The sequence below is a fragment of the Embleya australiensis genome (assembly GCF_051903075.1).
GTDB lineage: Bacteria > Actinomycetota > Actinomycetes > Streptomycetales > Streptomycetaceae > Embleya.
Genome location: NZ_CP182422.1, coordinates 4,377,898 through 4,390,786, shown reverse-complemented (window position 1 = coordinate 4,390,786; position 12,889 = coordinate 4,377,898). Strand labels below are relative to the sequence as shown.

At 69.1% G+C, this 12,889-nt stretch carries 10 protein-coding genes and 1 pseudogene; 6 read left to right on the top strand and 5 right to left on the bottom strand.

From position 1 onward, the window contains the following. Positions 1–510 carry a hypothetical protein gene (locus tag ACMXN5_RS18985; RefSeq protein ID WP_439676262.1) on the top strand — a complete coding sequence of 170 codons (510 nt, stop codon included), beginning with the start codon at positions 1–3 and terminating at the stop codon, positions 508–510. A 628-nt stretch (positions 511–1,138) separates the two neighbouring features. Here ACMXN5_RS18985 and ACMXN5_RS18980 read toward each other — a convergent pair. Then, complete coding sequence (locus tag ACMXN5_RS18980) at positions 1,139–2,287, bottom strand: hypothetical protein (RefSeq protein WP_439676261.1); 1,149 nt, start codon at positions 2,285–2,287, stop codon at positions 1,139–1,141. Positions 2,288–2,781: 494 nt separating this feature from the next. On the opposite strand from ACMXN5_RS18980, the gene ACMXN5_RS18975 reads away from it, so the two are divergent. The 4 genes and pseudogenes from ACMXN5_RS18975 (at position 2,782) to ACMXN5_RS18960 (ending at position 7,811) form a co-directional block, all read left to right on the top strand. Beyond that, positions 2,782–3,477 (top strand): hypothetical protein, encoded by a 696-nt coding sequence (locus tag ACMXN5_RS18975; protein WP_439676260.1) that lies wholly within the window; start codon positions 2,782–2,784, stop codon positions 3,475–3,477. A 2,096-nt stretch (positions 3,478–5,573) separates the two neighbouring features. Continuing rightward, positions 5,574–6,470: pseudogene (locus ACMXN5_RS18970) on the top strand (Scr1 family TA system antitoxin-like transcriptional regulator); the annotation flags it as partial. Between the two features lie 41 nt (positions 6,471–6,511). Continuing rightward, a complete protein-coding gene (locus ACMXN5_RS18965; protein ID WP_439676259.1) occupies positions 6,512–6,694 on the top strand; it encodes a DUF397 domain-containing protein in 183 nt (60 codons plus the stop codon). Between the two features lie 373 nt (positions 6,695–7,067). After that, positions 7,068–7,811, top strand: coding sequence for a DUF4232 domain-containing protein (locus ACMXN5_RS18960; RefSeq protein ID WP_439676258.1), 744 nt, complete (start codon positions 7,068–7,070; stop codon positions 7,809–7,811). A 40-nt stretch (positions 7,812–7,851) separates the two neighbouring features. Here ACMXN5_RS18960 and ACMXN5_RS18955 read toward each other — a convergent pair whose 3' ends face one another. Then, the gene (locus ACMXN5_RS18955) at positions 7,852–9,186 is read right to left on the bottom strand and encodes a hypothetical protein (protein WP_439676257.1); all 1,335 of its coding nucleotides are present in this window, start codon (positions 9,184–9,186) and stop codon (positions 7,852–7,854) included. Positions 9,187–9,250: 64 nt separating this feature from the next. After that, positions 9,251–10,228: an ATP-grasp domain-containing protein gene (locus ACMXN5_RS18950; RefSeq protein WP_439676256.1), complete on the bottom strand. Its 978-nt coding sequence runs from the start codon at positions 10,226–10,228 to the stop codon at positions 9,251–9,253. Between the two features lie 293 nt (positions 10,229–10,521). On the opposite strand from ACMXN5_RS18950, the gene ACMXN5_RS18945 reads away from it, so the two are divergent. Next, a complete protein-coding gene (locus ACMXN5_RS18945; protein ID WP_439676255.1) occupies positions 10,522–10,854 on the top strand; it encodes a hypothetical protein in 333 nt (110 codons plus the stop codon). On the opposite strand, the gene ACMXN5_RS18940 is transcribed toward ACMXN5_RS18945, so the two are convergent. Then, entirely contained in the window at positions 10,802–11,230 is a 429-nt protein-coding gene (locus ACMXN5_RS18940; RefSeq protein ID WP_439676254.1) for a pyridoxamine 5'-phosphate oxidase family protein, read from the bottom strand. The two genes, ACMXN5_RS18945 and ACMXN5_RS18940, sit on opposite strands and share 53 nt — an antisense overlap. A 102-nt stretch (positions 11,231–11,332) precedes the next feature. Continuing rightward, on the bottom strand, positions 11,333–12,883 hold the full coding sequence (locus ACMXN5_RS18935; RefSeq protein WP_439676253.1) for a polysaccharide biosynthesis protein: 1,551 nt from the start codon (positions 12,881–12,883) through the stop codon (positions 11,333–11,335). Positions 12,884–12,889 lie beyond the last annotated feature (6 nt).

Here is a 12,889-nt window from a genome sequence, read left to right as displayed (position 1 = left end):
ATGGACCCAACGAATGCCCAACTATCCGCCTTGGATTCACGCGAGAGCCGGAACTACGGGGACAGCCCCCTGGACAGCAAGAAAGACCGGATGATCGGATCTTTTATCCATCTGATCAAGAGCGGCACCGATTTGCACTACGCGATCGAACTCGCAAAACAGAAGGCGCGCTGGGACGCGCTCGACACGTATGCAGCGCGGATGGCGTCACTTGCCGTACGCAACCGCGATTCCCAAGCTCTTCGCGATGGGCTCGTCGCCGCTCTGATTGCAATGAAATCAACCGATGATCAGCGGGACGTTCTCCCGACTTTGAGTATCCTGTACCGAGCGTGGGAACTCGTGGCCGACAAGAATATCGCCTTCCGGGCGCAGCGTGAACTGGAAGTCGGCGAGACCGAAGATCCTTTGATCGAATTCGGTCGACGCTCTCCTGATGAACGCAGAATCCAGGCCATGGGGTATCACGAAGGCAGCGATTCCGAAGGATTCCGCTTCGTCGATCGATGATCGGAAGCTGCAGTGAAGCTGGTGCCGCATAGAACGCGCGCGCACGAAGAAGCGTAGAAGTCCTTCACCAGGCGGCGTGGTTACGCGTTACATCGCCGGACCTGTCAACAAGAGGTGGAGCGGAGGTCGCGTTCGATGCCATTTCCTCGCGCGCTGGGAGAATGCTCCGGTGCACGCGCCGTATCTCGCTGATGTAGGTTCGACCCGGTTCGTATCCTATTTTGTCGAGCATGAGCCTGTGGGCACCTGGGTCGAGCCGGTGCCGTTGTTCTGGGATTCATGAGTTCGGGACAATTCGGTAGATGGAGTCGACTTCGTGACACCGGAGTTCGTCGGTTGATTGCGAGCAAGTCGATCACCGCTCCGGCTGCTCGCTTCCGGCAGGAGGCGCCGCGCCATAAGCGACTGCGTGTCGCTAAGGTTTCGGGGTGGTCGACGACAGTGGTTTGGGAGCTGTGCAGCGGGAGTTCGCCGTTCGGAGGACCGTTGGGATTTCACGGAGGAAGACGATCGCCGGTTCCTGTTCGAGTACTCCAAGGAATTCCGAGAACGCGGACGATCGTCTACCGGCTGCACGCCGCAGGATCGGAGTATTCGCGGGCGATCGTGGCCGATGGTGGAGGGCCGATCAGGATCCCGCGACCGGGTCGACGGATGTTCCATATGTGGAGGGTGTGAGGTCGGGTTCGGCCGTCGGGTCGCCGATCTCGACGCTCATCCCGGCCGCGCCGGCCTCCTGTAGGCGCCAGGCCATGCGCCGCACGTCCCGCACGACGTCCCCCCACGACGCTTCCGCATGGGGCGTGCAGGTCAGCCACCACAGCGGGGTCGCGTCGGGGTGGTCCGAGGGCGGCTTCGGAAGACGGGCAATTCTTACGTCAACGGCCGCCAGTTCGATCGTGTCGGACAACGACACCCTGCCCGGATTCGGCGCAAGGGGCCGCGCCTGTAGGAGAATTGCCGTGATCACGTCCGCCTCCACCGCCCACGAGACCCGGCACACCAGCGCCGTGCCCCACTCGCCGATCGCCTCGCGGACCAGGTTCGGATCGACCGGTGGGGCCACCGCCTCGGGAGCGAATTCGGCCCGCTGGATCACCTCGGCGAGCCGATCGTCGTCCTCCCACCCCTCGGCGATCGCCGTCGCCCACTCGTAGGCGCTCGCTCGACCGAGGAAATGGGCCGCGTGTGCCGGAGACATCCCGGCCACGGCCGTGAGCAGTGTCGACTCGACCCACCGGAACGCGTCGCCGGGATACCAGTGGTGGCCGTCGACCAGCTCTCGAACCACTTCCGTGAGCGCCCAACACATCGCGTCGTCGCCGGTCACCGTGGGCTCTTGCCCGACCGGAACCCGTCCGCCCGGCGCCAGGCCCGCATCGATCCGCGAGGCCGCGACGCGCAGCGCCATCGCGTCCTCCACCGCCCAGCAGTACTCGATGTACGACTCGCGTCCGGCCGGTACCCGATACGGCGCCGGAACGACGTGTACCCGCACGGCGTCGCGCTCTGGGACGAAGCCGATCGTTTCCAGCCACGCACAGGCTCCGGGCTCGCGTATCCACCTCGGATCCAGGTGCGACACGTCGATCCCCGGCACGGTGTCGTCCGGCCCGACGGCGACGAGCACCACCGTGTACGGCTCGGCCTGGGCAAGGCGCTCGACGACCTCCTCCACGGGAAGCTCGAACCGACCCGCGAGCGTCTCGAGCACATCGGGTCCGTCGAGTCGCGCAGCGGTCGCGGCCACCAGGACGATCTCACCGGCTGTACGCATATTGCGCCCCCGCGACCGCACAGCCCGAAACCGACCGGGGTCGACCGCCACCGATCCGTCCGCCACACCAGCGCTCACAAAATGGCCCGTCATGCCGCGACGCTATCCGGCGTCGATCACCGGTCGACAAGGGAGAGGAAGGTGTGGGGGCTTCACCCACCCTGCGACAGCCCGCACGGTCGGCGCGGCGAGGCCTCCGACTGCCGCCCCATCCCGTACACCCACGGCACCCGTGGCTCACCTCCGTTCCCGCCCCGGCGACCGGGATCGGGGCCGCCGACAAACGGGGTGAGAGAGCCGTCTCGCACGCCGGTTCCCTGGCGCGACGAGCCCGGATGCGGCCTGTGAGGGCAGGAGTCGCCTTTGTGACACCGGAGTTCGGTGGCTTGTCACACGCGCGGAGCGCGTTCCGGGCGCGTGCTTCTCCAGGCGGGAACTTCCTCTCCGGCGGTCCCGGGGGTCGCTAGGGTTTCGATGTGTTCGAAGACGGTGGTGTGAAGTCTGTGCGTCGGGTGTTCGCCGTGCGCGGGACCGAGGGTGCGTACGGGTTCCTGTTCGAAATCGTGGACATGATGGTGCGGATGTTCGGGGTTTCGGAGGAGGAGGCGTTTCTCCGGGTGGATCGGCACTGGCGGCCCTACCGCTGGGATTTCACGGAGGAAGACGATCGCCGGTTCCTGTTCGAGTACTCCAAGGAATACTGGGCCGACGAGATCTACCTGGATTCGGATCCGTGGCTGCAACGGTCGAGGGACGATCGCAGCCGGTCGCAACCTCGGCCGATGCCCGAGGCCGGAGATCCGGAGTTCGGGGGCTTGGCCTTGGGGGACGATCTCGCGCCCGTCGAGATGTTCGTGACGTGGGACGGCGAACTCGACGACTTCGCGTCGATCGTGGCCGGATCGCGGCAAAGCACGGGTGGGCATGCCGCGCGGGTCGAGAACGATCGTGTGGTGATCTCGATCATCGGTGAGCTGTACAACGCCGACTCCGACACGTCATATGTGTCGATGACGTGCCGACCGAAGCACGGGACATCATGGGCGGACCTGTCCGAGGACCTGCGGACGATCGTCTACCGGCTGCGCGCCGCAGGGTTGGAGTATTCGCGGGCAACCGTGGCCGATGGCGGTGAACCGCTCAGGATTCTCCGACGGGATCGACGCATGTTCCATATGCGGAGGGCGTGAGGTCGGGTTCGGCCGTCGGGTCGCCGACCTCGACGATCATCCGGCCCGCGCCGGCCTCCTGCAGGCGCCAGGCCATCCGACGAGCGTCCCGCACGGGTAGTGCAGGTCAGCGACCACATCGGGGTCGACGCCTCGGCATCGACGGACACCGGTTCCATCAAGCAAGCAATGCGTACATCGACGGCCGCGAGTGCGGCCGTATCGGATGACGAGGGAACCACTGGATCGAGCGCAACGGGGCGCGCCCGCACGAGGGTTGCCGCAAGGACGTTCTCGTCCACCGCCCATGCGACCAGGCACACCAGCGCCGTCCCCCAGTCGCCGATTGCCTCACGGACCAGTTGCGGACCAGTTGCGGATCGACGGGTTCGGCCGCCGCCTCGGGGGCGAACTCGGCTCGTTCGACCACCTCCGCGAGCCGATCGCGGCGCTCTCACTTCTCGGCAATCGCCGTGGCCCACTCGACGGCACCACACGAAGCCGACCGGAATCCGCCACCATCGACCCGCTGAAACGCCAGTCCCCACGAGATCGCCAGACATCCGGCGAGAGTATCCGGCGGCGTAAATCACCGGTTGCGGAGGGAGATTGCCTGCGGTGTCTGTGGCTGAGGCAGTCGGCGGGGACTCCTGTTGCCGTCCACGCTTCGGCTGCGTGGGCCAGTGCGGGGCTGGTCAGAGTCAGTGATGGGCCGCCGCCGGCGTGCGGGGCTCCGAGACGCCGGCCTTCGATGAGACGGGCGCGTTGCTCGGCGAAAACCGGCCGGCAGCGGCGGACAGGGGGTGGTCGGGTCGAGTCTGCCGGTAAGCCTTCCCGGGTGGGTCGGGCAGGGCATTTTGAGGTGCGGTGGGGGTGGGAGTTCACGAAACCGGACGGCGTGAGGTGCCGGGGTCTCGGCGCGCGAGAAAACCGCAGGTCAGCGGGAAGGGAAGCCGTTTCGAGTGCCTCGGGATCCGGTTTCGGCTCCCACTGGGCACTTTCGGTCGGCTCGACAGCCTCTGCGAGGTCGCAGCGCCTGAAGCCAGCCCCGAGCGGGCAGTTTCGGTCTCGGCAGCGGCGATGCAGGGACCGGAGCACACGAAACCGGCACTCGACGCCCGACTTTCCACCTCGACTCCGCAAAACCGCAGGTCACCGAAGCTCGAAGCCCGCAACCGTCGATCGCGATCCGGTTTCGAACCCCGACTCCCATCCAAACGCCCCCGAAACGCCCCGGCCCACCCGGGAAGGCCCCCGGGGAACCCGACCCGAGCACCCTCCCGCTCCCCCGTTGCCGGCCGGTTTTTCGCCGACCGATGCGGCCGTCTCGTCGGGAATCCCAAGTCTTGGAGCCCCACACGCCGGCGGCGGCCCACCACCGACGCTGACCGGCCCCGGACCAGCCCATGCAACCGGGGGCGCAACGCCCGCCGGAAGCACCCGACTCACTCGGAAGGCCCTCCGGAGGACTCGACCCGAGCACCCTCCCGCTCCCTCGCTGCCGGCCGGTTTTCGCCGAGCAACGCACCCGTCTCGTCGGGAACCCCAACTCTTGGAGCCCCGCACGCCGGCGGCGGCCCATCACCGACTCAGGCCGGCCCCGCACCGGCCACCCAGCAACCAAAAGCGCAACGCCTGCCGGAAACGCCCGACCGACCCGGGAAGGCACCCGGCGGGCTCGACCTGGGCCCTCACCCTGCCCCCGTTGCCGGCCGGTTTTCGCCGACCGATGCGGCCGTCTCGTCGGGAGCCCTGTGTCTCGGAGCCCCGCACGCCGGCGGCGGCCCACCACCGACGCTGACCGGCCCCGCACCGGCCACCCAGCAACCAAAAGCGCAACGCACGCCGGAAGCACCCCGCCCACCTGGGAAGGCACCCCGGCGGGCTCGACCGGACCGGGCTGGGCGTGTTCACCCGGGAGTGGGTGCTTCCCGTGCGGCCGAGGCGTGGCGCCGGCTTTTTGGTCGCCGCCGTCTGTGGCCGACCTGTCGTGGTGGGGACTTCGGGGGGACGTGGTGGGGACGGGGTGAGGCAGATCATGATTTTGGCGTAAACGTGGCCATACCGGCGGTAACGTGGCCGGTATTGGTCCATGCAGCCCTCGGGGGTGGCACGTCATGACGGCGAAACCCGGCAATCCGGCCCTCGTTCGCGCCCGCCACGCGCATGGGTGGATCGCGCAGCGGCATCTCTCGGCCGCCTTTCGGGAGTGTGCGGCGGGGTTGGGGCTGCGGCTGGATGTGAGCGTGCGGCAGGTTCGACGCTGGGAATCAGCGAACCCGCCTTGGCCGACGCCCGATTACGTACGGGTCTTGGAGACTATGTTCGGCGTGCCGCTGGATCGACTCGGATTCATTCGCCCCGCGCATTTGGTGGATGTAGACCCGACGATGGACGACGGCCATGCCTTCCGTGAACTCAAGGGCCGTGAGCAACCGGGTTGGTGGCGCACGGAGTCCGACGAGATGGCGGGAAATGCCCACTACGCGCGGCTGGTGGAGGCGGAGCAGGCGGCTGTGGCAGTGCGGGAGTATCTGCCAACCCTGCTCCCCGGTCTGTTGCAGACCTTCGAATACGCCTTCGCCGTCATCCGCGCCGGTTCTCCCACCCTGTCTCGGGATGAGGTGTTGCGGCGCACCCAGCGCCGCGTCGAACGCCTCGGGCGGGTCGGAGAGTTGTCGCCCGCCGGACGATCTCTGTGGTTCGTCGTACACGACTCGGCGCTGCGCAATCCGGTGGGCGGCTGGCACACCCTGGCCGACCAACTCGGTCACCTATTGGTCGTTCTCTCGCAGCGAACCGAGGTGCGGCTCCAGGTGCTTCCTGACGATGTGGGCGCGCATCCGGGGCTCAACTCCGGCCCGTTCTCGTGGTTCGACTTCGGGCGCGATCGCGTCGTCTACCTCGAAGGCCTCACCGGCCGCTCGTGGACTTCCCGTCCGACCTGTCTCGCCGCCTACTGCCTGGCCTACGATCACCTGCAAGCGGCAGCCCTCGCGGTGGACGAGTCCATCGAACTCATCGCCAAGAGGGCCCGGGAAGCGGAGACGAAGGCATGGGCCACGGCCACAAACCTGCTCGGTGGACAATCAGCAGCCACTCCGGAAACGAAAACTGCGTCGCCGTTGCCCTCCTTGGCCCCGTCGGAGTCCGAGACTCGAGGCTCGACGACGGACCGATAGTTACCCTGTCCCCGGCCGCTTGGCATGCGCTCCTCGATGGAGTCCGCTCGCGCTGAATGCGGATGACACAACTGGCTTGAGGGCAGTGCGAATTCCGACGACTCGGCCCGGCTGTTGCACATGATCGCGAGCGCGGGCGCGGGATTGCGGGTGTCAGCGACGGGCGACCAACCTTCTGTAACACCGGACGTCGGGGCTTGCCGCAGGGGGCGTCACCAGGGCAAACGTGGTGTTGGTGTGGTGTCGATCGGGAGCATGTCGGGCCTCGCTGTTCCCTTTGGTGACCATGTCACCGGTCTGTGACAGCGCCGTCGTGGTACGACGACGCCCGTATCTTCCTGGTCTCCGGGCTCGCCATAGTGATCGAGCAAGCACCGCGGGGCCTCGCCGGCCCCGGGCTTCGATCACCGGATACCAAGGGGACGTTCAATGTTCGGGAACCGCAGCAGGGCCTTCTTCCTCTCCGCCGCCGTCGTCGGCGGCGCGATGATGATGACGGCGTGCCAGGGCACCGACTCGGGCAACGCCGCGCAGGGCAACCCGCCCGCCGCCGCACAGGGCGCACCGGCCGCGCAGAACCCGGCCGCCCCGCCCGCCGCGTCCACCACCGGCGGCGGCCAGGCCGGCGGGACCGGATCCACCGGGGGCACGTCCGCCGGGAATACGACGAAGGACTCTTCCGGCACGACCTCGGTCAAGCCGAACAAGGCCACTGGCACCACTACCACCGGCGGCGGCAACTCCGGCTCCGGCGGCCCCGCCAAGTGCCGCACCGACGACCTCAGCTTCCTCGCCGACGACGTCACCATCGACGGCGACGGCAACCGCACCGTGGCCGTCACCCTCAACAACCTCGCCGGCGACTGCTCCATGTACGGCTTCGCCGGCGTCGACCTCAAGACCACCGCCGGACCGATCTCCGCCAAGCGCACCAGCGAACCCGTCTTCCCCATCACCCTCAAGCGCGACACCTCGATCTCCTTCGGCATCCACTACCCGAGCAACGACTCCGGCGGCTCCGGCGTCCGCATCACCGGCCTGCTCGTCACCCCGCCCGGAGAGACCAAGGCCGCCGACATCCCCTGGCCCGGCGCCGCCACCCTCCCCGTCACCGACGGCACCGGCTCCGCCGTCACCGTCGGCCCCATGGGCAGCGCCGGCCAAGGCGGCTGACCCACACCCGGCCCGCACCCAGCCCACCCCCGCCCCACCGTCACAGGTACACCGGATGCAACCGGCCCGAGCGCGCCACGTTCAGGCGTGCGTCGTGGCCGGTGCGGGCGAAGGCGGAGACCAGGCGGCCGTCGACGGCGCCGAGGGCGAGGTCGTGGCGTCGGCCCGACCCGTTCGGGGTGGCGGGCGCGCGCGGGGCGGGCACGTACTCCTGGACCAGCCAGCCCGATTCGACGGCGTGCTCCACGGCGCCCGCCCAGGCGGCATCCGAGGATTCCCGGCCGATGACGACCCCGCGACCTCGCGTGTCGAGCGGGTGCTTGAGGACGTAACGCTCCCGGTCACGGCCCACGGCGCGCAGAACGGCGCCGTCGCACAGCGCGATGTTGCGTGACCAGGGGATGGCCGGCCGCACACGTCGATGGTCGGCCGCGCCGAACAGGCCGGCGAACCGCGGGTCCGACAACACGGCCAGGCAGAGTTTGTTGTCCCCGAGGAATCGACCGCGCAGCCCGTTCTGGACGAAGAGGCTCCGCTTCCGCACAGCCCGCAGGTATGGCAGCGCGTCGGCGCCCATCCGCAGCAGGTCCCGCGTCGAGATCTTGGCGTAGGCGTGCGCGACCGGCTCCCCGTCGACGACGACGGTGGTACCGCCGGGGTCGATCCGCAGATCGCGCGGATCGGCGTGCACCACGCGGATCCCGATCGCCGTCAGACCGGCCTCGTAGTCGTTTATCTCGTTGCGATTGGCCCCCCGCGGACACAGCAGGGCCACCGAGCGCGGTCGGGCCCCGGTGTGCCGCAGCGCCAGATCGGCCAGCCAACTGCCGGTCCAGGTGGGCATGTCGGCGGGCAGCGGCGCGGGCAGCGCGACCCCGTGTCGGGTCAGCAGCACCCGCCACGCGGCCCGGCCCCGGCCCGCCGCGGTGAGGCCGGCGGGGCAGTTCGCGTTGGTCTCCAGCACCCGCAGCCCTCCATCGGGATGGGGCAGCAGATCCAGCCGCATCAGATGTACACGGTGGTCGCGCGCGGCGGCGACCTCCTCGCGCAGCGGCTCGGGCACGGTGAGCACACGGCGCAGTCGCGGATCGTGGTCGTACGCGCTCAGGATCGTCTCGATCAACCGGTGGTACGCGGCGAGGAAGGCGTCCAGTTCCGAACGCAGTCCCGACCGCAGGCACAGCGGCGGCCCCAGTGGGCGCGGCCGTTGGGCGACCCCGTCCCGCAGGACCAGGGAACGGGTCAGCTCCCGGCCCTGCGGCGTATGTGCCAGCCGAGCCGTGTGTCGCGCGAACGACTCGTCGAGACCCGGCCAGACATGGGATCCGGGCCCCGCGGGTGGACGGCGCAGGGAATGACGCGTTGTCGCGGGCACGATGCCGGTCCTCCTGACCTTCGTGGCCGACCGGCCCGGACCGGCGGCCGGCCCACGCCGCCGTTCACGCGCACAGCAGACCGCACAACAAATCCGCGTAGGCGTGCGTGATCCCGTGCGGCGAGCGGTCGTGCTCGGTTCCCTCGATCGATCGCCACCGCGAGATGCTGGGATTCACCTCGATGATCACGGGACCGTCGGGCCCCTCCAGCAGATCCACCGACGCGACGTCCAGACCGAGCGTCGCGCTCGCGCGGAGCGCGAGTTTCTCGACCCGGGGCGGGAGTTCGGCCGCGGCCCAGCCGCGCGGGTAGAGCGGGTGATGGGTGTTGCCGTCGGGCGCGGTGTTCACGTGGAAGTAGCACGCCACGACCCGCGACCCGATGACCACGACCCGCAGGTCGCGCCCGGGGTTGGTGACGAAGCGCTGCACACACAGCGCCCGATGGCGTTCCAACAGGTGCCACACCAGGATTCCCGGACGGGTACCGAGCCCCCCGGGATGCGGACTGTCGGAGCCCGCGGCCCGCAGACGCAGGACGTCGACCGAGGCATGCCCGTACGGCGGCTTGACCACGACCTCCCGCCATGCGCCGAGACAGGCGTCCACGTCCTCGGGGGTGCGCGCCACCCGCGTGTCCGGCACCGGCAATCCGGCCGACGCCAGGGCCGCGATCTGGCGCGCCTTGTTGTCGTACGCACCGAGGCTGCCCACGGGGTTGACCAGGCGCGTGCCGGCATCGGCCAACAGCCCGAGCCAGGCGAGTTCGTCGGCCAGATGCCCCGAGGGGTGGCGGGTGAGCACCCGTGAGCACACCACCGCAAGCCGGGGCACCTCGAAGCGCCCGTCCTCGCGGAGTACCCCCGCCGGGACACAACTCGGCGTCAGGCCGCCCCAGTCGACCGCCTCGACCCGCAGCCCGCGTTCGGTCAGTTCGGCACTCAGCGCCGCCGTCTCCCAGGGCGTGCCGGTGCGGTCGGTCCCGTCGGGCCGATCGAGGATCCACACATCCGCCGCCACCGCGTCGGTACCGTCTGTCACCACGGGCCTCCCGGTTCGACTGTATCCACTCACCGAACCCGGCAAACCGGACAACAACGAGCCGCGCCGCCTAACCCCGGCCGTGCCGCACGCGCGCGGGGCGCGCAGAACTCGCGCAGAACTCGCGCAGGACTCCCGCCGGACTCGCCCAGAACTCGCGCGGGCCCATCCACCGCACCCGCCCACCAACCCCCAGGGCCCACTCCCGCCGTAACAGGCGGCACTTTCCGGCCACTTCTGGTTTGCTGGGATCAATCGTTTTCAGTCACAAGCCGGAAAGGGCTTGGTTCCGCGTGGAGTTGTTCGCGATTCTCTTCGTCTCCGTGGCCGGCGGGGGCGTTCTCGTCCGCGCGGGCACGGTCGTCCGGATGTACGAACTCGCCGCGTGGCGGCGCTGGTTGCCGTTGAGCCTCGCGCTGTTCGGGATCGCCATGGGCCTGATGCGAGCCGAGGACGTGGTGCCGGTCGCCGGGCTGATCGCCCTGCCGTGCTACGTGGCCTCGGTGTTGTTCGCCCAGGCGGGGATCCAACACGCCGTGGACGAGGAGGCGGCCCGGCGCGGCCGAGGCGACGTCATGATCCCGGCCCCGGACCCAGACCGAACACCCGCCAGCGCTTGGGGGTGACCACGCCCAGACTCGTGCCCTCCCGGGACAGCGGGCGCTGCTGTTGCGCCAGCCCCGCCTCGCCCAGGATGTGCCGCATGGCGAATTCCCAGCGCTCCTGCGCCCATTCGTCCTCGCGCATGGCGACCTCGCCCCACACGATGACGTGCGCGATGTCGCCATCGCGCGCCATCGACAGGCACACCCGCGGATCGTTTTCCAGGTTCGCCTTCTTGGTGCGACCGGTGAGGCTGAGGTAGAGGTACTCGTCGTCGTACGCCAGCATCACCGGGGTCACGTGCGGCTCCCCCGTCGGGGTCACCGTGCCCACGTGCACCCAGTGCTCCGGGTCGCCGAGCATCGCGTCCAGAGCCGTCTTCAGTTCGGGGTCGATCACGGAGGATCCGCCTTTCGCAGCACAGGGGCCTCACCGCCACCGTACTGCGCCTCCCACCCCACCGGTCACGAGATCACCGTCCCAACGGTGTTCGGAAACCGTCTAGAAGTCGTCCGGATACGGTGCGGACACCACCTCGACCACACTCGGCGCCGGTGTCACGTACCCCGGCAGCAGTTCGGACAGCAGCGCCCGCACCGCCTTGGTGTCGTTGACCGCCGCCGCCTCGTACAGCTCCGGCAGCCGGACCACCGCGTCCAGGGCCTGTCCTGGCGGCACCGTCGCCTGGATCCGCCGATGCTCGGTGGGCAGTCGTTCCTCGCCGACGGCGAACAGGGCCTCGTTGAGCTTCTCGCCGGGCCGCAGGCCGGTGAACCTGATCGGCACGTCGGGCAGGTTCACCTGTTCGGCGAACTTGTGCACCAGGTCCACGATCCGTACCGGCTCGCCCATGTCGAGGACGAAGATCTCCCCGCCCTGGGCCATCCGGCCCGCCTCCAGAACCAGCCCGACGGCCTCCTCGATGGTCATGAAGAACCGGGTGACGTCGGGGTGCGTGACGGTGACCGGGCCGCCGGCGCGCAACTGCTCGGCCAGTACGGACAGCAGCGAGCCGCGGCTGCCCAGCACGTTGCCGAACCGCACGCCCGCGAACACCCCGGGCGCCTGCGTGTTCGCCTGCACGATCAGCTCGGCCAGCCGCTTGGTGGCGCCGAGCACCGAGGCCGGATCCGCCGCCTTGTCGGTGGAGATCAGCACGAAGCGCTCGACCCCGATGTCCAGGGCCGCCCGGACCAGGTTCTCCGTACCCAGCACATTGGACTTCACCGCCTCGCACGGATGCCGCTCCAGCAGCGGCAGGTGCTTGTGCGCGGCGGCGTGGAAGACCACCTCCGGCTTGAGTTCGTGGAAGAGCTGCTCGATCCGCGGCCGATCCCGGATGTCGGCGATGACCAACGACTCGTCGTCGAGCAACGCCTCGCCCCACACGTCCAGTTGCAACCGGTGGAGGTTGGACTCGTCGTGGTCGAGCATGTACATCCGGCTCGGCCCGAAGCCGTACACCTGCCGGCACAGCTCGCTGCCGATCGAGCCGCCGGCGCCGGTGATCAGCACCCGGCGCCCCGCGATCACCTCGCGCACCGACGCCGAGACCACGTGCAGCTCCTGCCGACCGATCAGCCGGTTGACGTCGAGCATGCGCATGTCGCTGCCGACCACGTCGCGCCGCAACGCGACCAGGAAGGACGGCAGATACCGCACGGCGGCGCCGATCGCGGCCGCGCCGGCGGCGACCTTGCGGAACTCCTCGTGCGGAAGGCCCGGGATGGCCAGGACGACCACCTCGATGCCGTGCTCCAATGCCACGTCGGTCAGGGCGTCGAGACCGCCCAGGACCGGAAGCAAATGTTGTGGATTGTCCGCGTCGGCGACCCGGACCCCGTCCTTGTCGGGATCGTCGTCGAGAAATCCGATCGGACGCAACCCGAAATCGGGCGTCCGCAACAGATCCCTCGCCAACGCGCTGCCCGCCGACCCGGCCCCCACGACCAGGGTCCGCAGACCCGCTCCGGATATGTCCGTCGCTGCCGAACTCCGACCCATCAAGCCCCCCTCGGTCAGGAGCAGCGTGATCGGGCTCGGATCGTGCACCGACCA